Annotated in this window: 23 protein-coding genes; 13 read left to right on the plus strand and 10 right to left on the minus strand. The window is 59.6% G+C overall.

Annotated elements, in window-relative coordinates; genetic code table 11:
* The first annotated feature begins 143 nt into the window (after positions 1 to 143).
* Positions 144 to 632: a ribosomal protein S18-alanine N-acetyltransferase gene (rimI, locus tag VMS83_RS04910; protein ID WP_325410435.1), complete on the plus strand. Its 489-nt coding sequence runs from the start codon at positions 144 to 146 to the stop codon at positions 630 to 632.
* Positions 633 to 1,011: 379 nt separating this feature from the next.
* Here the strand turns inward: rimI and hmgA are convergent, their stop codons facing one another.
* Positions 1,012 to 2,292, minus strand: a complete 1,281-nt coding sequence (hmgA, locus tag VMS83_RS04915; protein WP_325410437.1) for a hydroxymethylglutaryl-CoA reductase (NADPH) — start codon at positions 2,290 to 2,292, stop codon at positions 1,012 to 1,014.
* A gap of 44 nt (positions 2,293 to 2,336) precedes the next feature.
* On the opposite strand from hmgA, the gene VMS83_RS04920 reads away from it, so the two are divergent.
* Entirely contained in the window at positions 2,337 to 3,254 is a 918-nt protein-coding gene (locus tag VMS83_RS04920) for a class I SAM-dependent methyltransferase family protein (protein ID WP_325410439.1), read from the plus strand.
* Positions 3,255 to 3,285: 31 nt separating this feature from the next.
* Here VMS83_RS04920 and VMS83_RS04925 read toward each other — a convergent pair whose 3' ends face one another.
* Complete coding sequence (locus tag VMS83_RS04925) at positions 3,286 to 3,705, minus strand: phosphate-starvation-inducible PsiE family protein (RefSeq protein WP_325410441.1); 420 nt, start codon at positions 3,703 to 3,705, stop codon at positions 3,286 to 3,288.
* 127 nt (positions 3,706 to 3,832) lie between these two features.
* On the opposite strand from VMS83_RS04925, the gene VMS83_RS04930 reads away from it, so the two are divergent.
* From VMS83_RS04930 to VMS83_RS04955, 6 genes are all read left to right on the plus strand, one after another.
* Positions 3,833 to 4,252, plus strand: a complete 420-nt coding sequence (locus tag VMS83_RS04930) for a MarR family transcriptional regulator (protein ID WP_325410443.1) — start codon at positions 3,833 to 3,835, stop codon at positions 4,250 to 4,252.
* A 55-nt stretch (positions 4,253 to 4,307) separates the two neighbouring features.
* Complete coding sequence (gene lon, locus VMS83_RS04935) at positions 4,308 to 6,692, plus strand: endopeptidase La (protein WP_325410445.1); 2,385 nt, start codon at positions 4,308 to 4,310, stop codon at positions 6,690 to 6,692.
* Between the two features lie 68 nt (positions 6,693 to 6,760).
* The gene (locus tag VMS83_RS04940) at positions 6,761 to 6,928 is read left to right on the plus strand and encodes a hypothetical protein (protein WP_325410447.1); all 168 of its coding nucleotides are present in this window, start codon (positions 6,761 to 6,763) and stop codon (positions 6,926 to 6,928) included.
* A gap of 208 nt (positions 6,929 to 7,136) precedes the next feature.
* Positions 7,137 to 9,446 (plus strand): Orn/Lys/Arg decarboxylase N-terminal domain-containing protein, encoded by a 2,310-nt coding sequence (locus VMS83_RS04945; RefSeq protein WP_325410449.1) that lies wholly within the window; start codon positions 7,137 to 7,139, stop codon positions 9,444 to 9,446.
* Complete coding sequence (locus tag VMS83_RS04950; RefSeq protein ID WP_325410451.1) at positions 9,443 to 10,861, plus strand: amino acid permease; 1,419 nt, start codon at positions 9,443 to 9,445, stop codon at positions 10,859 to 10,861. The genes VMS83_RS04945 and VMS83_RS04950 overlap by 4 nt, the downstream gene beginning before the upstream one ends.
* Positions 10,862 to 10,904: 43 nt before the next feature.
* Positions 10,905 to 11,366 (plus strand): hypothetical protein, encoded by a 462-nt coding sequence (locus tag VMS83_RS04955; protein ID WP_325410453.1) that lies wholly within the window; start codon positions 10,905 to 10,907, stop codon positions 11,364 to 11,366.
* Positions 11,367 to 11,417: 51 nt separating this feature from the next.
* Here VMS83_RS04955 and VMS83_RS04960 read toward each other — a convergent pair whose 3' ends face one another.
* Positions 11,418 to 12,068, minus strand: coding sequence for a YczE/YyaS/YitT family protein (locus VMS83_RS04960; protein WP_325410455.1), 651 nt, complete (start codon positions 12,066 to 12,068; stop codon positions 11,418 to 11,420).
* Between the two features lie 109 nt (positions 12,069 to 12,177).
* On the opposite strand from VMS83_RS04960, the gene VMS83_RS04965 reads away from it, so the two are divergent.
* Positions 12,178 to 12,981, plus strand: a complete 804-nt coding sequence (locus VMS83_RS04965; protein ID WP_325410457.1) for an alpha/beta hydrolase — start codon at positions 12,178 to 12,180, stop codon at positions 12,979 to 12,981.
* Positions 12,982 to 13,415: 434 nt separating this feature from the next.
* Here the strand turns inward: VMS83_RS04965 and VMS83_RS04970 are convergent, their stop codons facing one another.
* The 4 genes from VMS83_RS04970 to VMS83_RS04985 are packed head-to-tail and all read right to left on the minus strand — an operon-like array spanning position 13,416 to position 16,730.
* Positions 13,416 to 13,808 carry a Zn-ribbon domain-containing OB-fold protein gene (locus VMS83_RS04970; RefSeq protein ID WP_325410459.1) on the minus strand — a complete coding sequence of 131 codons (393 nt, stop codon included), beginning with the start codon at positions 13,806 to 13,808 and terminating at the stop codon, positions 13,416 to 13,418.
* A 2-nt stretch (positions 13,809 to 13,810) separates the two neighbouring features.
* Positions 13,811 to 14,977: a thiolase domain-containing protein gene (locus VMS83_RS04975; protein WP_325410461.1), complete on the minus strand. Its 1,167-nt coding sequence runs from the start codon at positions 14,975 to 14,977 to the stop codon at positions 13,811 to 13,813.
* A complete protein-coding gene (locus VMS83_RS04980; protein ID WP_325410463.1) occupies positions 14,974 to 16,026 on the minus strand; it encodes a hydroxymethylglutaryl-CoA synthase in 1,053 nt (350 codons plus the stop codon). The genes VMS83_RS04975 and VMS83_RS04980 overlap by 4 nt, the downstream gene beginning before the upstream one ends.
* The gene (locus VMS83_RS04985; protein WP_325410464.1) at positions 16,020 to 16,730 is read right to left on the minus strand and encodes a helix-turn-helix domain-containing protein; all 711 of its coding nucleotides are present in this window, start codon (positions 16,728 to 16,730) and stop codon (positions 16,020 to 16,022) included. The genes VMS83_RS04980 and VMS83_RS04985 overlap by 7 nt, the downstream gene beginning before the upstream one ends.
* A 123-nt stretch (positions 16,731 to 16,853) precedes the next feature.
* Between VMS83_RS04985 and VMS83_RS04990 the strand changes: the two genes are divergently transcribed.
* From VMS83_RS04990 to VMS83_RS05005, 4 genes are all read left to right on the plus strand, one after another.
* Positions 16,854 to 17,522, plus strand: a complete 669-nt coding sequence (locus VMS83_RS04990) for a DUF120 domain-containing protein (RefSeq protein ID WP_325410466.1) — start codon at positions 16,854 to 16,856, stop codon at positions 17,520 to 17,522.
* Positions 17,519 to 18,196 carry a 3,4-dihydroxy-2-butanone-4-phosphate synthase gene (gene ribB, locus VMS83_RS04995; protein ID WP_325410468.1) on the plus strand — a complete coding sequence of 226 codons (678 nt, stop codon included), beginning with the start codon at positions 17,519 to 17,521 and terminating at the stop codon, positions 18,194 to 18,196. Before VMS83_RS04990 ends, ribB begins: the two co-directional genes overlap by 4 nt.
* 97 nt (positions 18,197 to 18,293) lie before the next feature.
* Positions 18,294 to 19,481, plus strand: a complete 1,188-nt coding sequence (locus tag VMS83_RS05000; RefSeq protein ID WP_325410470.1) for a Xaa-Pro peptidase family protein — start codon at positions 18,294 to 18,296, stop codon at positions 19,479 to 19,481.
* A 59-nt stretch (positions 19,482 to 19,540) separates the two neighbouring features.
* Positions 19,541 to 20,251: a sugar phosphate isomerase/epimerase family protein gene (locus VMS83_RS05005; RefSeq protein WP_325410472.1), complete on the plus strand. Its 711-nt coding sequence runs from the start codon at positions 19,541 to 19,543 to the stop codon at positions 20,249 to 20,251.
* A gap of 23 nt (positions 20,252 to 20,274) precedes the next feature.
* On the opposite strand, the gene VMS83_RS05010 is transcribed toward VMS83_RS05005, so the two are convergent.
* The 3 genes from VMS83_RS05010 to VMS83_RS05020 form a co-directional block, all read right to left on the minus strand.
* Entirely contained in the window at positions 20,275 to 21,573 is a 1,299-nt protein-coding gene (locus VMS83_RS05010; RefSeq protein WP_325410474.1) for a hypothetical protein, read from the minus strand.
* Positions 21,574 to 21,746: 173 nt separating this feature from the next.
* On the minus strand, positions 21,747 to 22,349 hold the full coding sequence (locus tag VMS83_RS05015; RefSeq protein WP_325410476.1) for a nucleic acid-binding protein: 603 nt from the start codon (positions 22,347 to 22,349) through the stop codon (positions 21,747 to 21,749).
* Complete coding sequence (locus VMS83_RS05020; RefSeq protein ID WP_325410477.1) at positions 22,346 to 23,596, minus strand: nucleotide-binding protein; 1,251 nt, start codon at positions 23,594 to 23,596, stop codon at positions 22,346 to 22,348. The genes VMS83_RS05015 and VMS83_RS05020 overlap by 4 nt, the downstream gene beginning before the upstream one ends.
* Positions 23,597 to 23,717 lie beyond the last annotated feature (121 nt).

Here is a 23,717-nt window from a genome sequence, read left to right on the forward strand (position 1 = left end):
CGGGAAAAATTCCGGCGCCCTTTCTCATACATTTGGGTGCGGTCACATATATAACCGGAGACCCGGCCCCGTTACCCGGGGCATAATGCTTAATCTGACGCGGGGTAATTGATGATATCATCTCAGAAAAGGACCTGTAGCCCATGATCCGTTCACCCCCCCATGCGATCTCCCCGCAGCCCCCGCTTATCCGGCGGGCCGCTCCTGCCGATGTCCCGGCAATTGTGGCCATCGAGCACGAAGCGTTTGCCGATCCGTGGGATGCCGGGATCTTTACCGAGGCCATCTCCTACTACCCCACCACCTATTTTGTTGCCGAAGTGGAGGGGAAAATTGCCGGGTTCATCGTAGGGGCGCTCGAAGATACCGGAGAGAATATCTACGGCCATATCTGCAATTTTGCCGTAACCGCTCCCTTCCGGAACCGGGGGATCGGCCGGCAGCTCGTGCTCCGGCTCGAGCACCAGTTCGCCCTCGAACTTGCAAGCGGCTCCCAGCTCGAGGTCCGGGAATCCAATGCCCCGGCCCAGCGGTTCTACCGCCGGCTCGGGTACCAGAACGTCTTTTACGTGGGCGGCTATTACGCGAACGGCGAGGACGCTATCGTGATGATGAAGTGGTTCCGGTTCTGATCCACTACCGCGAGCACCCCGTGCCGGCACTTTTCACCTTTGTGACCCCTTGCATTCATTTCCCGCATCCCGGTTCTTTTATCCTGCTTGATCTTCTGGCGTGAAACCTGCCCGGGACCTGATAAAAATCCGGATAAAAAGCGGGACCCCGATGGGGGGTCACACGATCCATTTTTGTAAATGGTTAATGACAGTGGCCCGCAAGATCCCCTTTTTCTGACGTGATTCGCCCGGTCATGGCCAGATACAGTGGATCACTTTGGACCCATGTGACTCCCGCATCAATTCTTGGCAAGCTCCGATACAGACCCGATCGGGCACATAAAAAAAGAAAAGTTTCTGTCCAGGTAAAAAAAGAACAGGTTTGGCCGGCCCGGCCTTACCTCTTTGCGCCCCGGCCCAGTTCCTGGTGGGCACGGGCAAGATGCTGGGCGGCTAAAGCCCCGATAAGCGAGAGCTCCCCGGCAAGCACGCCGGCTGCAATAATCTCCGCCAGTTTCCTTGCATTGGTGCCCGCGGGCGATCCCCCTCCGGCAACGCCAAGGATCTTCAGGCATTCCTGCTGGGTGTCCACGCCGGTCCCGCCGCCAACGGTCCCGACCGGGAGCGAGGGGAGTGTGACCGCCACGTACACCCCGGACTCCGTGGGATCGATCGTGGTCATGCAGGTGCTGCCGTCAATGGCGTGGGCTGCGTCCTGCCCGCAGGCAATAAACATCGCGGCAACAATGTTGGCTGCATGGGCGTTGAAGCCCATGGCGCCGGCCCGGGCCGAGCCGACAAGATTTTTACGGTAATTTACCTCGACCATCGTGGCCGCATCGGTCTTGAGGACCTTTTCGATCAGCTCGTGGGAGAGCGCCACACCCGCAACCACGCTGCGCCCCCGGCCCATGATCCCGTTGATCGCGGCCGGTTTCTTGTCAGAGCACATGTTCCCCGAGAGCGCGATCAGCCGGGCGCCGGTGGCCTGAGCGATCTCATCAGCGATCTTCGCGCTTGCGATGGTTACCATGTTCATTCCCATCGCGTCCTTGGTGTCGAATTCGAGCCGGACAAAGACGCTCGTGCCCGCGACAAAGGTGACAAGGGCGGTCATCTTTCCGTGCGAGGTGGTAGTCGCGGCGATTGCGGCGAGATCGTCCTGGTGGGCCCCGGCCCAGTCTGCGATCTCCTTTGCGTGCCCGACGCTCTTTGCTGCAAAGACCGGAGCCCGGGTCATGCCATCATGGAGGATGCGCACTTCAGCCCCGCCGGCTTTTGTGATCGCTCCGGCACCCCGGTTCACTGAGGCGACAAGTGCCCCTTCCGTGGTCGCAATGGGCAGCCAGAATGAACCCTTCGCATATTCTCCGTTGATAACCAGAGGGCCGGCCACCCCGACCGGGACCTGCACGGTGCCGATCATGTTCTCGCAGTTCCGGGTCGCTGCCCGGTCAACGTCGATTGAGAAGATGCCGATATTCTCCAGTGTGGTGCCGGTCTCCTCCTGGATGAACTCCCGGCGCACCCGGACGGCATCGACCGGGGGGAGCTGTTTTTCGAGCTCATAGACCCGGATCGACCCGTCCCTCAGCTTTGCTTTGATCTCCGCTTCTTTCCCGTGATCCGGGCCGCTGCCTGCCCGGGCTGTATCGCGGTGCCCCTCATCACCAGCCATGAATATATGTTAGATCTATACTGTTATGAGTGCAGTGGTCGGCTATGACGGTTGAGCATTGGGGTGTACGGGTCCCGGTCCGGAAAGGCGAGGAGACCCGGCAGGCTCTCCTCCGCGAGGGATTGCTCGACTGTTCACTCAAGGTGACACGGGACGGCAATGACCTGGTCTTTCCCGTGATTGCAGAGCAGGAAAATGCCGGGCGTTACCTGTTCGAGGGTCAACCCGGACGGGAGGAACTCCCCCGGCACGAGCTCATTGGCGGGATTGCGATCATGCAGGAGAACGACCCCGCCGGGGCCGCACGGATCCTTACCTCCCGGCCATCGCTCCATACCGTCCTCTACCCGACAAGTGAGGTTGCCGGTGCATTCCGGACCCGCAGTTTCACCGTCCTTGCCGGGACAGATACGACCCGGACCGAGGTGGTGGAGCACGGGCACCGGTTCTCCGTTGACCTTGCCGGGGCCTACTTCTCCGCCAGGCTATCGACCGAACGCCAGCGTATTGCGGAAAAAATGGGGAAGAACGAGCTGGTGCTTGACATGTTTGCCGGGGTAGGTCCGTTTGCGATCACACTCGCCCCGAAGGCTGCCCTCGTGGTAGCAGCGGATCTCAACCCCCGGGCGGTTGCGCTTCTCATGGAAAACACCCGGAAGAACCGGGCCGGAAACGTGCTTCCGCTCCTTTTCGATGCCCGGCGGCTTGGTGCGGTCGTGCCGTGGAAGTTCGACCGGATCGTGATGAACCTCCCTCTTGCCGGGACGGAATTTTTGGCTGAAGCGTTCCGGCTTCTCCGGCCCGGGGGCACAATCCACTTCTATTCCCTGGTTTCATGTGAAGGCGAGCACCAGGACCGGATCCGGGAGCTGGGCGGTACCGGGGTGACCGAGAGGATGGTGCGGTCGTATTCCCCCGGCCAGTGGCATGCGGTATACGATATTGTGACCGGACCGGCCTGATGCTGCACAGATCCGGCTTGTACTATGCGGGTTATTCTTGGCGGCTGAGCCCGGCTTTTTTCAGGAGATAAAACCCCGCGCAGAGCGCGATGATGATTGCGGCGATCCCGAACATGTCCATGGGGTCCGTATTCATGGTGTCAAGGAGAATGACACTCCGCGCTATTGCAATGATCGCGATCATGATCACCACCTCGACATGGATCACCTTCTCGTTGATATAGGCCGCAACCGTCGCCAGCAGCTCGACACCGATCAGGACCAGGAGGAAGTACCCGAAGATGCCCAGGAGCTCGCTGTTTTCCAGGAGCAGCGGGGTGGTGACAAAGAGCGCCTGGTACAGGATATAGACCAGTTCCCCGAGCGAACAGGTCACAATGATCGCAAAGAGTGTGATGAGGACGTAGTACACGAAAGTCTCGTATTTTTTCAGGATCATGCTCGCTTCCATGGGTGAATGTGACCGATCCATGGATAAATAATCTCCGGCGAAAAAAATCCCCCTGCTGGGTCTTCCTGCCGCTGATCCGATACACATCTTTATAGTTAGGGAAATCCTAACTAACCGGGATCGATCCATGGCAGACCCGCGGGAGCAGCTCTTCGGGGAGTTCGAAAAACTCCTCCGGATCCGGAATGAATGTTCCTGCAGGATCTTCTCCGACTGCGGGCTTTCGGAAATGACGGTCCGGCAGATCGCCTACCTCAGAACGATCGATGAGGAGGGGAATATGACCTTCTCGCGCCTGGCGGAGATTACCAACACCTCCAAGCCTACGGTCACCGAGATGGTCAACCGGTTTGTCCGGATGGATTGCGCGTACCGCGAATCCTGCCCCGATGACAGGAGAATCGCCTACATCCACCTGACCGAGAAAGGGAAAGCGATTGCACAGGCTGAACATGCAGCCCTGCGCCGGCTGGTCGAACGGATGGCAGAAACGCTCGATGAAGACGAACTGGATCTCCTTGTGGGCATCCTGAGAAAAATCCGGTAATTTTTTTCGCCGGGACATTAGTTAGGTAAACTCAAACTAAATATGCGGAGCAACCATGCAGTGTGAAAAACAGACAGAACCGACCGAACACCTGATCATACCTCTCTACGAAATCGTTGCCTACCCCGGGAGCCGGACAAAATTCCCGGTGGACCCGGAGACCGGCGCACTCCTGATTGCCGCCCAGGCAGAGAAAGGGACCGTGCACGCTATCGGCCTGACGCTCAAAAGCGGTACCCGGCTTTCCGAGGTGACCTCCGGGTCCTTCTACCGGGTGGGAAACCTCTTCCGGATCACGCACATCCAGCCCGCGGATCACGGGTACCTGGTCTGCGCGGAGTCCGAACAGCGGGTAAAAGCCATATCCCTTACCGAAAAGGACGGCCGTTTTGTTGCTGCCTGCGAACCAGTACCCGATGTTCAGGACCTCGATGCCGATCTGCAGGACCGGATCCTTGCCGATGTCAAGAGCACGATCCTCGAGATCAGCAGCCGTTTCTCCGGCTCTGAGCAGTTTACCCGCCCCATCGAACGGATGGACTCGGTGGACCGTATCATGGGCTTTGTGATGCCGTTTTTGCCGGCCAATATTTCCGAGAAGCAGGCGCTCCTGGAGATCGCATCGGTGAAGGAACGGTGCATCGGTTTTCTGGATCTCCTCATTAAAACCCGGGAGAGTATCCGGATCCGGATGGAGATGGCCGAGAAGCTCTCCGAGAAAGTGAGTAAATCGAACCGCGAGGCCATGCTCCGCGAGCAGTTGAAGATGATCCAGGAGGAGCTGGGTGAAGGCGGGAGCGGCAGCGGTGATGCCGGGTACCGCGAGCGGGTCGAAACGTCAAAAATGCCGGAGGAGATCCGGAAAAAAGCGCTTGAGGAAGTACGGAAACTGGAGGCCGGCGGGCCCCAGAACCACGAGAGCACGGTGATCCGGAACTATCTCGACCTCCTGCTCGATCTCCCCTGGGAGACAAGCGAAAAGAAGAGCATCGATATTGCCACGGCCAGGCGCGTGCTCGAGAGCCATCACAACGGCCTAGAGAAGGTCAAAGAGCGGATCATCCAGCACCTTGCGGTCATGAAACTCCGGCAGGAGAAGCAGGGCTCGATCCTCCTCTTTGCCGGCCCGCCCGGTACCGGGAAAACGAGCCTGGGCAAGAGCATCGCAGAGGCGCTGGGTCGAAAATACGTCCGGGTCAGTCTTGGCGGTGTACGGGACGAGGCGGAGATTCGCGGGCACCGGAGGACGTATGTTGGTGCCCTGCCCGGGCGGATTATCCAGGGAATCCGGAAAGCCGGCACAAAGAACCCGGTCTTCATCCTCGATGAGATCGACAAGCTCTCCACCTCATTTGCGGGTGACCCGGCGAGCGCCCTTCTTGAAGTACTCGACCCGGAACAGAACAGCACGTTCTCGGATCACTACCTCGAGGTCCCCTACGATCTCTCGGACGTGCTCTTTATTGCGACCGCAAACTCTCTTGCCACGATCCCGGCTCCGCTGCTCGACCGGATGGAACTGATCGAGATCTCGGGCTACACCACCCACGAGAAGTTTGCCATCGCAAAGGACCACCTCATCCCCGCGGTCCTTGTCGAGCACGGCCTGGACGCGGATAAACTGCAGATCGGGGACGAGGCCCTGCAGCAGATCATCGGGAAGTACACCCGCGAGGCAGGTGTCCGCTGGCTGAAAAAGCAGCTGGCCAAGATCGCCCGGCATGTCTCCGAGAAGATCGTTTCCGGCACCCCGGATCTGCCGTTCGTGATCACACCGGAGAACCTTGCCGCAATCCTGGGAAAGGAGCCGATCCGGCAGGAGGTGGCCCGGCAGGAGCCGGTGCCCGGCGTGGTGACCGGCCTTGCATGGACGCCGGTGGGCGGGGAGATCCTCTTTATCGAGGGGACATTCATGCCCGGGACCGGCAAGCTCACGCTTACGGGACAACTCGGCGACGTGATGAAGGAGTCTGCCACGATCTCCTCCAGTCTCATCCGCTCCCGGCTGGCCGGGAGCAGCAACACCTTCAGCTTCATCGCAAGCGATATCCATATCCACGTACCCTCGGGGGCCACTCCCAAGGACGGCCCTTCGGCAGGTATCACGATCTTTACCGCGCTCGCATCGCTGGTCTCGGGCAGGACGGTGGATTCCCACCTTGCAATGACCGGCGAGATCACGCTCTCCGGGACTGTACTGCCGGTGGGCGGAATCAAGGAGAAAGTGCTCGCGGCGCACCGGGCAGGGATCAAAAAGATCCTCCTGCCCAAAGAGAACGAACGCGATCTTCCGGATGTTCCTGAGGATGTCCGGGCCGATCTGGTCTTTGTCCCGGTCGGGACCGTGGAAGAGGTTCTCAAAGAGGCGCTCGGGATCGAACTCCCCCGTCCCGTTGCGGTGCAGGCAACCGGCGGTCTTGTGCCGGTACAGAACGCCTGAATGGCGGAGGGCTGGCACTGCTCCGACCGCAATCTCTTTTTTGCCCCGCGTTCTATAGATCAGGAAGCATGGTTCATCATCCCCTTCCCGCATGTCCCGTCTGCCAGCGGGAGAATACCGTTGTTATTCACGAAGATCTTGGTGCGGACGGCCATTTCTGCATGTGTGCGGGCCCCGACGGCTGCGGTTCGACTTTTGTCCTGAACCCGGACGGTTCGCTCACCGATATCTTCTGATCTGCCTCACCGGCACTCGGTCGCCAGGTCTCGGTCTCCCTCCTTTTTCCCGATATCGCCGTCATGAAAAACTGCTGCGATATTTATGGCCTCTCAATGATAATTCCAAATTATTAAAACGCAGGATGGCAAAGGTTGCACACATGTGCAGGAAACCGGACTATCAAAAGACGCTGCAGCAGTTCCTGTGGCTGCCCCGGAGTGCCACATGAAACCCGAGGAACGCCTTGTCGTCGGTATTGTTGATGATGTAATCCATACCGAAACGCCTCACGGCAGAGCATTGCAGCGGATCATCCGCGATCTCGAGGCATACGATATCTTTGTTGCCGACGTTGCCTCGCCCGCCGATGCCCGGACCGCATATTCCAATCTCCCCGCGGTCAGCTGCGTCATGATTAACTGGAACCTTGGGAACCGGTCCAAAGAACAGCAGCAGGACACGCTGAAACTGATACACCAGATCCGGAGCGTGAACGAGGATCTCCCGATCTTTTTGATGGCCGAACCCACGAACGAGCCGCCGATCGGGCTCACCGTGGACGTCCTCAGGGAGGTCAATGAGTACCTCTACGTGATGGATGATACCCCCGAATTCATTGCCGGGCGTATCACCGCCGCGGCAAAACGCTACCAGGACCGGCTGCTGCCTCCCTTCTTTGGCGAACTCGTGAAGTTCTCCAAAGACTTTGAGTATTCCTGGCACACCCCCGGCCATGCCGGCGGCACGGCGTTCAGGAAGACCCCTGCAGGCCGGCAGTTCTTTAATTTCTTCGGGGAACAGCTCTTCCGCTCCGATCTCTCGATCTCGGTCGGGGAACTCGGCTCGCTCCTCGACCACTCGGGGCCGGTCGGCGAGGCAGAACGGTACGCCGCGAAGGTTTTCGGGGCGGACATGTCCTATTTTGTGACCAACGGTACCTCTACGGCAAACAAGATCGTGTTCTTTGGCCGGGTCACCAAGGACGACGTGGTACTGGTGGACCGGAACTGCCACAAGTCTGCAGAGCACGCGCTCACCATGACCCATTCTGTCGCCGTGTACATGATCCCGACCCGGAACAGGTACGGGATCATCGGTCCGATCCCGCTGACCGATATGACCCCGGCGGCGATCAAGAAAAAGATCTCATCCTGCCCGCTTGCAAAAGATCTTAAGGACAATACCCCGGTCCATGCGATCATCACCAACTCGACCTACGATGGTCTCTGTTATCTCGCGACCGAAGTGGAAAAGGAACTGGGCAAAAGCGTGGACAGCATCCACTTCGACGAGGCCTGGTACGGCTATGCCCGGTTCAACCCGCTCTACAAGGACCGGTTTGCAATGCGGGACGGGGCAAAGGACAAAAAAGGCCCGACCGTCTTTGCAACGCAGTCGACCCACAAACTGCTCGCCGCCCTCTCGCAGGCGTCCATGATCCACGTCAGAAACGGCCGGGTGCCCATCGAGCACGCCCGGTTCAACGAGGGCTTTATGATGCACAGCTCCACCTCGCCGCTCTACACGATCATCGCGTCTCTTGACGTCTCTTCAAAGATGATGGACGGGGCGTCAGGCCGGTTGCTTACGACCGAGTCGATCGAAGAGGCGATCCGGTTCCGCCGCACGATGGCCCGGATCGGAAAAGAGATAGGGACCGGTAAAACAAAGGCCGACTGGTGGTTCCCGATGTGGCAGCCGGACATGGTCACGGACCCGAAAACCAGAAAGAAGGTTCCGTTTGTAGAGGTACCCATCGAGACGCTCCGGGCAACCTCCTCATGCTGGGTTCTCCACCCCGGGGAATCCTGGCACGGCTTCTCCGGCCTCCCCGACAACTACTGCATGCTCGATCCCATCAAGGTGACCGTGCTCATGCCGGGGGTCAAAGAAGACGGCTCGCTTGCCGCATGGGGTATCCCGGCGGCAATAGTGGTCAAGTATCTCGACACCAAGGGCATCATCAACGAAAAGTCCGGGGACTACTCGATCCTGTTCCTCTTCTCAATGGGGATCACGAAAGGCAAGTGGGGCACGCTCATTACCGAGCTCTTCGAGTTCAAACGCCGGTATGACGAGAACGCTCCGCTCGACGAGATCTTCCCGGACCTCGTGGAGCGGTGGCCGGAACGTTACGGCTGCATGAAGCTGCAGGACCTTGTGGCCGAAATGCATGCGTTCAAGCGCGACCATGACATGTGCGGCCTGCTCCAGAAAGCCTTCTCGATCCTGCCGGAGCCGAAGGTTACCTATGCGGAGACCTTCTCGAAGCTGGTGAGAAACGAGGTAGAGCAGATACCGGTAGCAAAGGCGGCAAACCGTACTGTTGCAACCGGTATCGTGCCCTACCCGCCGGGCATCCCGCTCTTAGCGCCGGGCGAAAAGACCGGGCCAAAGACCGGACCCGTCCTCCAGTACCTGCTCTCGCTGCAGGACTTTGACCGGTGCTTCCCCGGCTTTGAGCATGATACGCACGGCATCGAGTGTGTCAAAGGTGAGTACATGATGATCTGTTGTAAGGAGAAGAAACGATGAGCGAAGCACCGGTCAATAAAAAGGTGCTCGGGCTCTTTGCGCTGGCCATGATCAACGTGGCGGCGGTACTCAGTATCAGGAATTTCCCGTCAATGGCGGTCTACGGGTGGTCATGTATCGGCTGGTACATCATCGGGGCCGTCCTCTTTTTGATCCCCATCTCCCTTGCCGGGGCAGAGCTTGCGACCGGCTGGCCCGAAGGCGGAGGGGTCTACGCGTGGGTCAAGCGGGCATTCGGCGAGAAAGGGGGCTTTACCGCCCTCTTCTGCGAGTGGTCCAACAACCTGGTCTGGTTCCCGACCGTGCTCTCGTTCACCGCATCCACGCTCGCATTCGCGCTCACCCCGAACCTGGCGAGCAACCCCTGGTTCATGTTTTCCGTCATGATGATCGTGTTCTGGGGCACCACGGCCATCGCGTACTTCGGCGAGGAGGCCTCGGCGAAGTTCTCCAATGTTGGCGTGATTCTCGGGAGCATCATCCCTGCCGGTCTCATCATCCTCCTTGGCCTCTGGTGGCTGGGCTCCGGGCAGACCATTGTTCTCCCACCCTTCTCGTTCGGCCAGATTGTGCCGGCAATCGATCTCTCCACGCTCCCGTTCTTTGCAACCGTCGTTCTCCTCTTTGCCGGCATGGAGATGGCCGGGTTCCATGCGCTGGAGACAAGAGACCCCCAGAAGGACTTCCCCCGTGCGATGGCGCTCTCGGCCGTGATCATCGTGATCTGCACGGTCCTTGCAACGGTTGCCATCGCGATTGTCATCCCCGTTGACCAGCTCAGCCTTGCCTCCGGCGTCATGCAGGCCATCCAGTACTTCTTTGACGCGGCAGGGATCGCATGGCTTGTCGGGCCCATGGCGCTGTTGATCACTCTCGGCGGTGTCGTCAACCTTGCGTCGTGGCTTATCGGCCCGGCAAAGGGCCTGGGGATCGTTGCAGAGGAGGGCAACATGCCGCCGCTCTTTAACCGTACAAACAAGTACGGTGCGCCGGTTGCGGTACTTGTCATCCAGGCGCTGATCGGCTCGATCATCTCGCTCCTCTATGTCTTTTTGCCCTCGGTCAACCAGGCGTACTGGATCCTCTCCGCGATGACGGTTGAACTTCTCTGTATCGTGTACATCCTCGTCTTTGCCGCACTTATCAAGCTGCGGTACAGCCAGCCGGACACGCCCCGGCCGTTTAAGATCCCGGGCGGAATGATCGGCGTCTGGATTGTCGGGGGACTCGGGCTCTTTGGCACGATCCTTGCATTTGTTGTCGGGCTTATGCCCCCGTCGTACTTCTCCAGCGGGATCACGTATGTCTCATCGGTGCTGCTGGGTACATTTATCCTCGCCGTGCCCCCGCTGATCTTTTTGAAGTTCAAACATCCGGGCTGGCTGAAAAATCCCCAGGGAGGTACAAATCCATGAGAACGAGTGCGGTAAACGGTACAGATGTAGTGGGAGGAAGCATATGACCCTGAGTAAAAACGGCGAAATCGCCCTCGCGGTTCTCCTCGTTCTGCTGATCGTGCTCCCTGCCCTGATGCTGGGCCTGATCTACGGGGAAGCACCCTACCACATGGTGCCCGGAGAACCGGTCAGGGAAGCGGCAGATGCTGCAGGTATCTCGATTGCAAGCGTCAAGGGGACCCTCTGGAACATGACCGGGGCGCTCGGCGGGAAGACCTATGTCCTCACCGATCCTGCGGGGGATACGGCGACTGTCGCAACGCAGGCGTTCGACAGCGCGGATTCCCGTGATGCCGCTGTCCGGCTCTACAATGCCCATGCACCGGGCAAGGGCAGGGCAGTGGGCAGCCTGATCGTGGTCGGCCAGTATCTCATCTACGCAACGCCGGCCAACAGCCCGATCTTTGCAAAACTCGCCCCTGCATTACAACAGGCAGCGAAAGCAGCCGGTGCACAATCCTGAAGCACCGGGGGGCCTCTCTCTTTTTTCATTGCCGGCCCCGGGCCGGCCGGTTTAATCCTCCAGGAATTTCCCGAGATCGTACCGGGTGTAACAGAGAGCAAAGCCGAGGATGGTGTAACCGACGAGGATTGCGGAGATAATGGTCCCCTCCCGGAGCCCCTCGACGGTCCCGAACGCGGCAAACGAGATGAGGGCGGCGCTTGTCACGAGTGTAGTGTCGAACATGACCTTGACGATCCCAAACCGCCGGTGCGTTTTTTCCGCAATGGCCCGGACCAGCCCTTCCCCCGGGTTTAAGATAACGTTGGCAGAAATCTGCAGAAAGATCCCGAGGGCAAGGACGGCGGAGCCCAGGAGTACAACGGCGATCTGTTCCGGGTAGACCCCCGGGTGAACACCGGCAGAGAGGAACATACCCAGATCGACAAAGGTGCCCAGACACAGGGCAACGATGATCTGGAAGTACTGGAGCCGGGGAAACGTTTTCCCGATGATGGCGACCTCGGCGATAAAAAACAGCAGGGTAATGGCAAAGGTAAACTCGCCGAACGTGACCGGGAAGGCAAGGCTGAGCACGTAGGGGACGCTCGAGATGGGCGAGGTCCCCAGTGTCGAACGGGTGACAAGGCTGATCCCAAGACCCATAAGAAAAAGGCCACACAGGAGAACAAGACAGCGCTTGGCGATTCCGGCAGACGGCATTGCAGCTCAGATAGTGGGGGTTGGATCCCCATTAAGGGTAGTACCGGCCCGGCACGGCCGGCTGCCTGTGCAGGAATGCTCTATTACCTGCTGCGACCAAGATCGTGTCATGGCCCTGCCCCCTCCGGAGAATTGCACCGTTGGTGATGTGACGCTTGCGTACCGGACGTACGGGAGCGGGTACCCGCTCGTCCTCATCAACGGCCTTGCCTCCGCGATGGATACGTGGAACCCGCCGGTCATTGACGCGTTGGCCCGGCACTTCCGGGTGATCGTATTTGACAACCGGGGCACCGGGTATTCGGGCGCGTCGGGCGTGCCGTTCTCGATTCCGCTCTTTATGCAGGACACGGCCGGCCTGATGGAGCACCTGGGGATCGCCCGGGCCCACGTGCTCGGTTTTTCCATGGGGACGTGCATTGCGCAGGAGCTGGCGCTGACTTTCCCGGAGAAGACCGGACGGCTCGTGTTGGTTTCCGGAGACTGCGGGGGCAGTGAAGCGGTGCGGATCGACCCGGGAATCTTTTCGCGGCTTATTGACAAGAGCGGGACGGTTGAAGAGATCGTAAACCGCATGTTCCCGCTCCTCTTCCCGCAAGCGTGGCTTACCACCCATGACCCGTTCCGTTACTGCCCTCCCGTGGAGGAGATCACGAGCGATGAGAACGCAGCCCGGCAGCTTGCAACATTCCTGTCCTGGCCCGGCACGTTCACGCGGCTTGAAAATATCCGGTCGCAGACTCTTGTGATCACCGGGGATGCGGATGCGGTGGTTCCGCACGAGAATTCGCGGTTGCTTGCCGGAAAGATCCCGGGCGCAGAACTTGTTGTATTTCCGGGCGCCGGCCATGGGGTGATGTACCAATGTCCGGACCGGTTCAGCGAGACAGTGATCCGGTTCCTGGAACGGTGAGAAACAGGGGGAGGGAGTTGGCGCTGGGGTGAGGAATGCCCTCTCTCCCTCACCCTAAATCCGGGCCTGATACGGCCTCCGATTCCCGGAAACCCATGACGGAAACGCCCGTAAAACGCCCGGATTTGGGTCCCCGGAAAATACCCGCGATATTGGCCCGGATTGCGAAAATACCTGATTATATCGCTCAAAAATGACCCCCAAGATCTGGGGGAGTTTTCATTTTGACATACCAATGGTCGTTTTTCCTGAGAAACGGGGCAGAAAGGGCCTCTATGGCCGTCCTATGAGATCGGCCCTATTTTCGCATATTTTGGCGAAATAACTGTTATTTCCGGGCATTTTTCTTCGGGAGACCTAAAAATATGGCTCTGAATTACCTGCCTGACCATTAACTGAGGAAAATTGCCGGTTCTCCCGCAAAAAAAGAGATTTTATTCCACCGGCACAAACTTCGTGCCGTAGTGGATGATGCCGCTCTCGCCATCGGTGACGATCCGCCGGAAGACGCTTTTGACCTTCATGCCGATCTTAGCCTTTGCCGGGTCCATGACGATCTGGGTGGTGATCTGCGGACCCTCATCAAGCTTGACAATCGCGAGCACGTAGGGAGTGAGCATCGAGTACTGCTCGGCCGCCGTGTGGATCACGGTGAACGTGACGACCGTGCCCTCTCCTTTGAACTTGTGCTCGACAATCTTGCCCGCCCTGCGGCAGTCGGGGCAGAAAGTCCGGGGCGGGAAGAAGTGCCTGCCGCACTTCTCGCATTTCGTCCCCACCATGTTGTACCGCTGGGGCAGGTGTCGCCAGAACCGTGCAACCGTCATGATTATACCCTCCCGAGGATGTGAACGGCAACTGTCGCACCGGTCCCGCCCACGTTGTGCGTCATACCGATCTTTGCCCCGTCGACCTGGCGTTTGCCGGCCGTGCCGCGGAGCTGCTGGACGATCTCGCAGACCTGCTTGATGCCGGTCGCTCCGACCGGGTGACCGCAGGCCTTGAGGCCGCCGCTCGTGTTGACCGGGATCTTCCCGCCAAGGGCCGTCTCGCCGTCAGCGGTGAACTTGCCGGCCGTACCCTTCTTGCAGAAGCCGAGGTCCTCGATAGCGCAAATTTCCGCGATCGAGAAACAGTCGTGCACCTCGACCATGTTGATGTCTTTGTGCGAAAGGTGCGCCATCTTAAAGGCACGCTGCCCTGCGGCGACCGTTGCGTCCAGCGTCGAGATGTCGCGCCGGTCGTGCAGCGCGATCGTGTCACTTGCCTGCGTACTTGCGAGCACCTTGATCGGTGTGTCCGTGAACTCGCGGGCCCGTTCGAGTGGTGCCACGATCACCGCGGCTGCCCCATCTGTCACCGGCGAGCAATCGAAAAGCCGGAGCGGCTCTGCCACCATCGTGGACTTGATCACCGTATCGAGCGTGATCTCGTTCGGGAACTGCGCGATCGGGTTCCTGGCACCGTTGTAGTGGTTCTTCACCGCCACCTGCGCCAGCTGCTCGCGGGTCATACCGTACTTGTGGATGTAGTCGTTTGCGATCATCGCGTACAGGCCCGGGAATGTTGCTCCCATGAAGCCTTCCCACTCACGGTCGGCCGCGCCGGTCAGCGTATCGGTGCTTTCGTCTGAGCCGACATCGGTCATTTTCTCGACGCCGGCGGCAACCACGATATCCTCCATCCCGCTCGCGACCGCGATCACGGCCTGCCGGAAGGCAAGGCCGCCCGATGCACAGGCCGCCTCGACACGGGTTGCGGGGATGTGCCGGGTTGCCATACCCGCGTAGTCGGCGATGAGCGCCCCGATGTGCTCCTGCCCGATGAACCGGCCCGCGCTCATGTTCCCGACATACATCGCATCGATCTTCTCGCCCGAGAGCTGTGCGTCTTCAAGGGCAAGTGTCCCTGCCTCGACAAAGATATCACGGAACGAGCTCTCCCACTTCTCGCCAAACTTCGTGCACCCGATCCCGATAACTGCTACGTCTCTCATGATTGCATCACGATCTTTCCCTTGTGTTTTGCGTACCGTGCATAGTCCAGGTAGATGGGGTTGGCCAGCAGCTGCTGCACCGAGGGCGCCGCGTTGCGGTGGAAGTCCCCGGAGGCGATCGCGTCGGTCACTTCGATGTCGAATGCATCACTGCCCGCACCGGATCCAAACGAGCAGACAAAGATCGTGTCTCCCGGCTTTGCAATGTCCAGCGTTGCCGCAAGGCCCATAGGCGATGCGCCCGAGTAGGTGTTCCCGAGTTTCGGGACGACAAGGCCCGGCTTGATCTGCTCGGAGGTAAAGCCGAGGTCTTTTGCCACCTTCTGCGGGAACTTCGCGTTGGGCTGGTGGAAGACCGCGTAGGTGAAGTCTTTCGGGGTCTTTTTTGTCTGTTCGAAAAGGAGCATACTTGCGCCCTTCACGTGCTTGAAGTAACCGGGATCCCCGGTAAACCGGCCGCCGTGCCGGGGGTAATCCTGCCCCTCGCGTCGCCAGAAGTCGGGCGTGTCGCTCGTGAACGAGCAGGTGTGGTGGATCGTGGCGATCGGGTCATCGTTTCCTATCACGTACGCCGCCCCGCCCGCTGCCGCCGTGTACTCGAGAGCATCGCCCGGCGCACCCTGCGAGACATCGGAGCCGATGGCAAGCCCGTACGGGATCATCCTGCTTTTCACGAGACCCATGCAGGTCTGGATCGCGGCCGTTCCCGCCTTGCAGGCAAACTCGTAGTCTGCTGCGGTCATGCGGGGGGTGGCGCCGATCGCTTCCCCGACCGTGCAGGCCGTGGGCTTGACCGCGTAGGGGTGCGACTCGCTGCCCACGTACACGGCGCCGATCTTCTCGGGATCCACACTGCGCCGCTTCAGGGCGTTTCTTGCCGCCTCGACCGCAATGGTCGCGGCGTCCTCGTCGAGATCGGGCACGGACTTCTCAAAAACGCCGAGGCCTCCCGTGATGTCTGCGGCATTGGCGCCCCAGACTTTGGTGATCTCCTCAACCTTGATACGGTATCTCGGTATGTATGCACCGTAGGTAATGATGCCTACCATTCTTTCTCCCTCAGTATACTCACGATTTTGTCAATCTCCATCTCTGTGCAGAGCACCGTGATGTGGTCCCGGTCTGCCATCTTTGCAACAAACGGGTGGACGTTCTCGGCAGAAATCCCCTGGAGGATTACACACCGCGGCTTGAATGCCGTGACACGGATCGCGACCATGGGCGATTTGCCTGTAGAAACGTTCGTAAAGATGAGTGCCCGTTCCGTGCTCCAGCCGTAGATACGGTTGAACTCCTCAGCCGAGAGCTGGAGGATTGCATTGAGGCTGTTGACCACGGTATAGCCGAAGATGGTCTGTTCCATCGACCCGCAGAGCAGCGTGCACCCGATTGCATCGGTGAGTTCACCGAGCGGGATCGGGTTCGTGTTCTCGTGGATGTCGAGGATCACATCATCGGCAACGCCAATAAAGAGCATGGAGGAAAATTTGGAAATGTGTTTACCGTCGCTTTCCTCATCGATGGAGAGGATGGTGTCGACAATCTTGCCGACCACGGCGGTTCCGGGGCTTTTTCTTCTGCCGCTCTCGTAATCGCTGATAACGGAAGGGGAGACCCCCAGGCGGTCCGAGAGGACACCCGGCGGTATCTCGAAGTTCTGGCGCCACTTCTTGAGCGCAAGCCCCGGTGAGTCCGACAGCGTAATCTCGCCTGCCATCTTCTCTGCAAGCTGGTTGCGCAGACCGGATTTCATGCTCAGCTAAGTTGACCCGGCCTGTTAAATAATTAACGAACGTACCTTCGACAACGAACGAACCTCGGGGATCCCACGCCACAAAGCAACTCATAAATAGCAAGCAACTCAAATTTGGTAACTATGATTCCCGCTGAAGATCTCCAGTGTCTCAAGGGCATTGCATTGCGGGGCGGGTGCCGCGGCCCCATCTTTGTCTCCACCCAGAGCATCGGTGAGATGCTGGGCATCAGCCAGCAGACAGCATCGCGCCGGCTCAAAAGCCTCGAGAGCGCCGGGCTAATCACCCGGAACCTCGCGGCCGACGGCCAGCACGTGACCGTGACAAAGGCCGGCGAAGATGTGCTCATACGGGAGCACCAGGAGTACTGCAGGATCTTTTCGGAAGGCGGCAAGAACCAGTACCTCCTCAGCGGTGCCGTGGTCAGCGGCATCGGCGAGGGCAAGTACTACATGAGCCTAGGGCCGTACAAGGAGCAGTTCACCGCTGCCCTCGGGTTCGAACCCTACCCCGGCACACTGAACATCCGGCTCGTTCCTTCGAGCCTTGCGATCCGGAAGAAGATCGATGCGCTTGACTGGACGCGGATCAAGGGCTTCTCCACGGACGGCCGTACCTTTGGCGACGCCCGCTGCATCCCGTGCCGGATTGGAACGATCAAATGCGGTATCGTGGTGCCCGGGCGCACGCATTATCCCGATGATCTCATCGAAGTCATCGCCCCGGTCGCCCTCCGCCGCAGGCTTGGTGTCGAAGACAACGACAGCATCAACGTAGAGGTGGGTCCGTGATCGATGAGGCCCTTGCCGCGCTGCGGGACGGGAAGTTTATCCTGCTCTACGATTTTGACGACCGCGAGGGGGAGACGGACTTTGCTATCCGCTCCGATGCAGTGACCCCTCGGGATATCGTGCGCATGCGCAAGGACGGTGGCGGCCTGATCTGCACTGCGGTTCATCCCGTTGCAGCACAGCGCCTCGGCCTGCCGTTTGCAAGCGACGCCCTGCGGGCAACCGCGGTGGCCGAGCGCGAGGGAGACATTCCCTACGACCGCAAGAATCACTCCTCCTTTTCGCTCTGGGTGAACCACCGGAACACCTTCACCGGCATCACCGACCGCGATCGCACACTCACCGTGAACGCGATCGCAGAACAGGTAAAGCGGGCACTCAATGGCGGTGGCGAGAACTTCCATGAGACCTTCAGGACGCCCGGCCACATGGCACTCCTGCGAGCGGCCGATGGCCTGCTTGATGTCCGGCGCGGCCAGACCGAGCTCTCGATCGCCATGGCCGAAATGGCGGGCATCACCCCTTCGGTCACGATCTGCGAGATGCTGGACGACGAGAGCGGCTATGCGCTCTCCAAGGCCGATGCAAAAAAGTACGCGAAACGCCACAACCTCGTCTTTATCGAAGGAAACGAGGTGCTGGAGCGGTGGGAAGAGCAAAAAAAACAGAAATAATCCCCTCTGTTCTACCCTTTCACCCTTTTTCAATCCGGCCCGACCCCTTTTTTTCAGCATCACTAAATAGCGTCCCGGCCAATAGATCCGGCAGCATATGCAGGTTCCCGCACACGAGCTCCTGACCCGGATGGCCCGGTTCCGAGACCGGATGGACCGTGATCACCCGGACTGGGAATCGGCCGGCATTACTGGCAAGATCAATCTCTATTATTTCACCGGCACGATCCAGGACGGCCTTCTGTTCATCCCGCGGGATGGGGAAGCAGTCTTCTGGGTCCGGAGAAGTTTTGAACGTGCGACTGCGGAATCGGCATTCCCGGATATCCGGAAGATGTCCAGTTACCGGGATGCAGCGGCGGTCACCGGAAAAGGAAACACGGGGGTGTACCTGGAGCTCGAGGAAATCTCGCTTGCCCAGTACGCCCGGATGCAGAAGCATTTCGCATTTTCCGGCACACACTCCCTCGATGCACAGGTCCTTGCAGTCCGGGCGAAAAAAAGCCCGTATGAACTTTCCCGCATGGAACGGGCAGGAAAGATCCACCGGCATGTCCTGGAGGACTGCGCACTGGATCTCCTCAAAGAAGGGATCGATGAACTGACGCTGACGGCAGACCTCTATTCGGTCATGGTTCGTGAAGGCCACCAGGGGCACATGCGGTTCGGGATGTTCAACGAGATGCTCCTGGGACAGATCGGCTTTGGGACCAGTTCGATCTCGCCCATCTGCGTCGATACACCCGGCGGGGTCTCCGGCCTGCACCCGTCGCTGCCGATGTCCGGGAGCCGGGAGAGAAAATTACACCGTGGCGATCTTGTCGTGATCGATATTGGCTGCGGGGTCGAGGGGTACTATACCGACAAGACACAGTCGTACATGTACGGGAAGGCAATCCCCGATGAGGCGATCCGGGCCCACGAGCGGTGCGTCAGCATCCAGGACGAGATATCCACACTCCTGAAACCGGGTGCGATCCCGTCGGAAATCTATACCGCAGTCATGGGGGGACTTGAACCGGCGTTCCGGGAGAATTTTATGGGATATAAGGAGAACACGGTGAAGTTCCTCGGCCACGGCATTGGCCTCCAGGTCGATGAGAACCCGGTCATCGCGAAAGGATTCGATGAGCCGCTGGAGGAAGGGATGGTCTTTGCAGTCGAGCCCAAGAAAGGGATCCCGGGTGTGGGCCTCGTGGGGATCGAGAACACCTTTGTCGTAACCCCTCAGGGTGGGCGCTCCCTGACGGGCACCCACCGCGGGCTGATGCCGGTCGGGTTCTGATCATCGGGACCTGCGTCCCTATCCTTACCTATTTATCCGACCGGGCGCCATCGCTCTTCATGATCGGCATCTCGACCTATTGCCTCATTGATCAGCCGCTCCTGGTGGCGCTGGACCGGCTGACTGCCCTGACCGGGTTGGTCGAGGTGATGGACGAGGGCCCCCATCTTGTGGAACGCCCGGAGCTCTTCGAGAGCCATACCGCAGATTTTATTCTCCATGCCCCGTACCACGGGATGAACATTGCCTGCCTCTTCGAGAGTATCCGCAAAGCGAGTGTGGAGGTGATGACCGATTGTTTTGCACGGGCCGCAGAGATCGGCGCCCCGGTCGTCCTCCACCCCGGCTATTTTGCCTGGGAGCAGGAGCGGGAGCAGGCCAACCGGCAGTTTGCCAAATCCCTTACGGAGCTGGAAGCAGCCGCACGCGAACACTCGATCTCCTTCTCGTTCGAGAATATGGGGGACATGAACTTCTTCAACCTGCGGACGCCGGCGGACCTCGCGCTCATCGACGGCTGCTCCTTTACCCTCGATGTCGGGCACGCAAACCTCAATGGCTGCCTGCCGGCATTTCTCGGGACCCGGTTTACTCACCTGCACCTTCACGATAACGATGGGAGACGGGATACCCACAGTCCCGTGGGGGAGGGGACAATCGATTTTCCTGCGGTGATGGCCGCGATGCGCCGGGAACATGCGACCGCAGTGGTCGAGGTCCGGCAGTTCGACGGGGCTGTCGCGAGCCTGCGGGCGCTCGAAGGGATGTGAAGGGCCACCCCCTGCCGGCATCATCAGCTCCTTGCCGGGTACTCATCGATCTTGGTCAGGATCACGCTTCCGTTCAGGCTGATGATCGTGACATTGCCCCCGGCAGCCGAATCGATCATCGCACCGTTGGGTACTCCCATCATGTGTGCCTCGTTCGAGTCGTACACCGCAAGATACTGGACACCGTTCTCATCGTACACCCGGCAGACCCCGTCCGGTGCGCAGTCGATGATCGAACCATAAGGGACCTCATTGTTCTGTGCAGAGGCACCGGGAGGCACGATCGTCCATTCCCCGACGAGGAGGACCGGTGCCATGGTCTCGTTGGTGGCAAGGGTGGGCAGGGCAAGTGCGGACCAGTTGATGTAATTACCGGGCCCGGCCTGCGTGGAGATCGGGGCAATTACGTCAGCGTAACCCATCGCATCTGCCTGAAGAGCCTGGTTTTCCGGAGAAATGTAGACCATGTACCTGCCGGAATTAAGCAGGGACGTATTGACCGTACCGGAGTACCGGTTTATCCCCTCCGTGCCGGCAGTGACTGCCGCAGATCCGCTGGCGATCTCATGGGAGAAATCGTAATTTTTGGGTGTCGGGTGTGTATTGACCGTACTGACATCTATGGAGAGCGAGGTCCCGGCCGGCAGGCTGGTGTTCCCGGAGACGGTCATAATTCCCGGGGGCCCCTGGGATATCGGGTCAATATCAAGGGTGGCATCAACCCCGTTGAGGAAGGTAATAATGCACGAATTGTTCGTGCCGGGGGAATCGATGGCTTGTGCCAGGAAATCCTCCTGTGTTGTAGGATAGTACTGTTTGTCGTTGACTTCGGTGAGGATCCGGGACGGTATCACGGATGATCCGGTGATCTGCCCGGTGGCCGGGTCAAGAGTTACTGCAAAATGATTGGGCGGCGATGGGAATTGTGCGATGATCGCAGAGGAAAAATTCCGGGAGAGCGCCGAGGTCACGCCGGCATCGAGAGTGACGCTGAATGATCCATCCTGCAGGGCCGGTACGAGGGAGGTTGAGACGCTGCCGTTCAGCAGCCAGACCTGGACTTCGGTCATTGTCCGGTCGGGCACAGTGCCGGTGAGGGTGAACGGTTCACCCCTCAGGACGTTCAGGCTCCCGTGGTCGCTGAATGTCGGGGCCGGGCTGACGGTTGCGGTTGCATCGCCGGCCCGGGGTGTTGCCACCGGGGTGGCGTTGCCCGAGGCCGCGGTACTCTGTGATGACGGCCGGGAAGTGATGCAGCCTGCAGAAACAAGGAGGAAAACAACGAGCAGGAGGAGAATATACCGGCGGAATAAGGGTCTCATGGAATCAGGACAGTCCCGACCCTGCATGAAATGCGGGTCAGGGAACTGTTGGTCCGGGATACCAAAAGGGTTGTGAGTAACCCCACTGCCCTCGGGAGCAGCGCCAGGTGATGCCAGAAGGGGGGGTGGAATCTGATGATATTTTCCGGAATAAAAAAAAATCAGATTTAATCTCACATCTTGATTTGCGCCAGCGCATCGTACACGATCTTCCGGTACACAGCCGGGTCGAGCGTGGGGTACTGCTCCTTTGCCTTTGCGATATCCGGGCTTGTCCCGGTGGCAAGGGCGTCGAGCCGGTCGAGCGTCCGGGCCGCGGTGTCCAGCACCCAGAGGTCCCGGGTCTCCTTGTCCACCACCGTGATCGATTCGACCCGGACCGAGACGAGATACGATCCGTCCGGCTTATGGTACAGGTTCGGCTTTCCCGTCACCGTGACAAAGGCGGGGGTCTCGATCTTGGCCAGCTGCTGCATCGCCTCGGGCTGGTAACTTCCCGCCATCACAAAGAATGTGCCGGTCGGGTCGATCACCCGGCCCCGGTAAAAAATATTCTGCTCGCCCTGCCGGCTCTTCTCGGTCAGCGTGCCCGAGATAAAGATCCGGTTGGAGCGCTCGCCCGTGGGCAGGAGAACAAAGGTCGGGCTCTTCTCGTCCTCACCCTCCTTGAATTGGTACCGGCACTCGCGCAGCTCGCTGGCAAAGACCCGGCGGGCCGGCTCGCGCTCGAACCCGCCCTCGCGCCGGCCGCCCATTTCCGGTGCCGTGGAACTCATGATGCACCCCCGGCCCGGTTGAGGAGCTTTGCATGTTCCCCGCTCTCGAAATGCATTTTTTCACAGGTGTTGACGAGCAGCCGGTTATCGAACTCGCGGCCCCGGCAGACCACATACCGGCCCAGTACCCGGTCCCGCATCTGCAAAAAGACCTCGTCCATCCCGAGCGGGTTGTTCTCTGCGATCTCCTTTGCCTGCTCAAGGGTCATGCCGGTCAAAGCCTCCACCACATCGCGTTTCATCAGCAGGTTGTGGGTCTTCTCGCCGTCGTCCAGCCACCCTTTGATACGGAGGTCGTACTCGAACCTGGGCTGGATCTCGTGGATGGGGCAGTAGTTCTGCCGGGAGAGGGCCCGGTTGCAGCCCGACACCGGGCAGCGCTTGATGATCCCTGAGCCGGGAGCGATATGGACCAGCGACCCGCGGATCTCCACATCCCCGCCACCGGAGATTGCGATATCCCCCTCCTCCTGCATGATCGTGGCGCCCGTGATGTTAAGCGAGAGGCGCTCGTTGAACTCGTCTACCTGTGCATAAAAGATCGAGTAGACCGATCCCGGGACAAGCTTCTCTTTTCCCTGCTCCTTCCAGATGATGAACTTCACCGTGCCGGTCTCATCTCCGAGGAGGCCGGACTGGAGCATCCGGTCGTGGGTGACATCCCACTCCTGGAGCACCTTTGCGCGGACGCTCCCGATCCCGGGCCGGAGCTCTTTTATGGCGCACGGTGTGGGGATAAGGGCGTCGGTCCGGTCGATCGCTGCGATCGTGGTCCCCGAGTGCACCTTCAGGTTGGGGATGTTCTTGTACTCGTCTACGACGGCCGATTCAATCCGGTACCAGGCGCCCTCATTCATCTTCGGGGCATTGGACTTGGCCCAGACCACGAACCGGATCGCGCCCGATTCATCGGCAAGGATCCCACTCTGGGCGATTGCCGGCGACGCGGGTGTGGCCAGTGATACCACTTTACCCTCGACCGTCACCCAGTCCCCGGGCCGGGCCTCGGCGATCTTCTTCTCGCCGGTTGCACCGCTGCCGGGGCCGGGCATCCCCTGCGGGCCTGCGGGTGCGATGTTGAACTCTTTATTCAGTTCGTTTGTGACGCTGCGCTCAGCCTCGGCCGGCTGGACGCCGAACTCCTCGATGAGCCGGCGCAGTTTTCCCTCGACCTTGCCGCGGTCGATCTCGTTGCCGGTTTTTTTGAATTTTCGGGAGATTCTCTCGGTAGCTTCGGAATAATCCATTTCTTACATCTCCAAGGGTAGATCGGAACTTATCGGTACTATATACCCGGTAGCGTGCGCTGTGAAAGTAAAGAGGCTTACCGAAACGAAGCGCCCGCCGCGATGGTGAGGTTTATGTCCC

The organism is Methanoregula sp. (assembly GCF_035543475.1).
GTDB lineage: Archaea > Halobacteriota > Methanomicrobia > Methanomicrobiales > Methanospirillaceae > Methanoregula.

Excerpts from the sequence above, each read along its gene's own strand:
- VMS83_RS04920 (WP_325410439.1), top strand. The coding sequence starts at position 2,337 with ATGACGGTTGAGCATTGGGGTGTACGGGTCCCGGTCCGGAAAGGCGAG.
- VMS83_RS04950 (WP_325410451.1), top strand. The coding sequence starts at position 9,443 with ATGAGCGAAGCACCGGTCAATAAAAAGGTGCTCGGGCTCTTTGCGCTG.
- VMS83_RS05020 (WP_325410477.1), bottom strand. The coding sequence starts at position 23,596 with ATGGATTATTCCGAAGCTACCGAGAGAATCTCCCGAAAATTCAAAAAA.
- lon (WP_325410445.1), top strand. The coding sequence starts at position 4,308 with ATGCAGTGTGAAAAACAGACAGAACCGACCGAACACCTGATCATACCT.
- VMS83_RS04925 (WP_325410441.1), bottom strand. The coding sequence starts at position 3,705 with ATGGAAGCGAGCATGATCCTGAAAAAATACGAGACTTTCGTGTACTAC.
- VMS83_RS04945 (WP_325410449.1), top strand. The coding sequence starts at position 7,137 with ATGAAACCCGAGGAACGCCTTGTCGTCGGTATTGTTGATGATGTAATC.
- VMS83_RS05000 (WP_325410470.1), top strand. The coding sequence starts at position 18,294 with ATGCAGGTTCCCGCACACGAGCTCCTGACCCGGATGGCCCGGTTCCGA.
- VMS83_RS04985 (WP_325410464.1), bottom strand. The coding sequence starts at position 16,730 with ATGAAATCCGGTCTGCGCAACCAGCTTGCAGAGAAGATGGCAGGCGAG.
- VMS83_RS04970 (WP_325410459.1), bottom strand. The coding sequence starts at position 13,808 with ATGACGGTTGCACGGTTCTGGCGACACCTGCCCCAGCGGTACAACATG.
- VMS83_RS04960 (WP_325410455.1), bottom strand. The coding sequence starts at position 12,068 with ATGCCGTCTGCCGGAATCGCCAAGCGCTGTCTTGTTCTCCTGTGTGGC.
- hmgA (WP_325410437.1), bottom strand. The coding sequence starts at position 2,292 with ATGGCTGGTGATGAGGGGCACCGCGATACAGCCCGGGCAGGCAGCGGC.
- VMS83_RS04940 (WP_325410447.1), top strand. The coding sequence starts at position 6,761 with ATGGTTCATCATCCCCTTCCCGCATGTCCCGTCTGCCAGCGGGAGAAT.
- VMS83_RS05010 (WP_325410474.1), bottom strand. The coding sequence starts at position 21,573 with ATGAGACCCTTATTCCGCCGGTATATTCTCCTCCTGCTCGTTGTTTTC.
- VMS83_RS04975 (WP_325410461.1), bottom strand. The coding sequence starts at position 14,977 with ATGAGAGACGTAGCAGTTATCGGGATCGGGTGCACGAAGTTTGGCGAG.
- rimI (WP_325410435.1), top strand. The coding sequence starts at position 144 with ATGATCCGTTCACCCCCCCATGCGATCTCCCCGCAGCCCCCGCTTATC.
- VMS83_RS04990 (WP_325410466.1), top strand. The coding sequence starts at position 16,854 with ATGATTCCCGCTGAAGATCTCCAGTGTCTCAAGGGCATTGCATTGCGG.
- VMS83_RS04965 (WP_325410457.1), top strand. The coding sequence starts at position 12,178 with ATGGCCCTGCCCCCTCCGGAGAATTGCACCGTTGGTGATGTGACGCTT.
- VMS83_RS04955 (WP_325410453.1), top strand. The coding sequence starts at position 10,905 with ATGACCCTGAGTAAAAACGGCGAAATCGCCCTCGCGGTTCTCCTCGTT.
- VMS83_RS04980 (WP_325410463.1), bottom strand. The coding sequence starts at position 16,026 with ATGGTAGGCATCATTACCTACGGTGCATACATACCGAGATACCGTATC.
- VMS83_RS04930 (WP_325410443.1), top strand. The coding sequence starts at position 3,833 with ATGGCAGACCCGCGGGAGCAGCTCTTCGGGGAGTTCGAAAAACTCCTC.
- VMS83_RS05015 (WP_325410476.1), bottom strand. The coding sequence starts at position 22,349 with ATGAGTTCCACGGCACCGGAAATGGGCGGCCGGCGCGAGGGCGGGTTC.
- VMS83_RS05005 (WP_325410472.1), top strand. The coding sequence starts at position 19,541 with ATGATCGGCATCTCGACCTATTGCCTCATTGATCAGCCGCTCCTGGTG.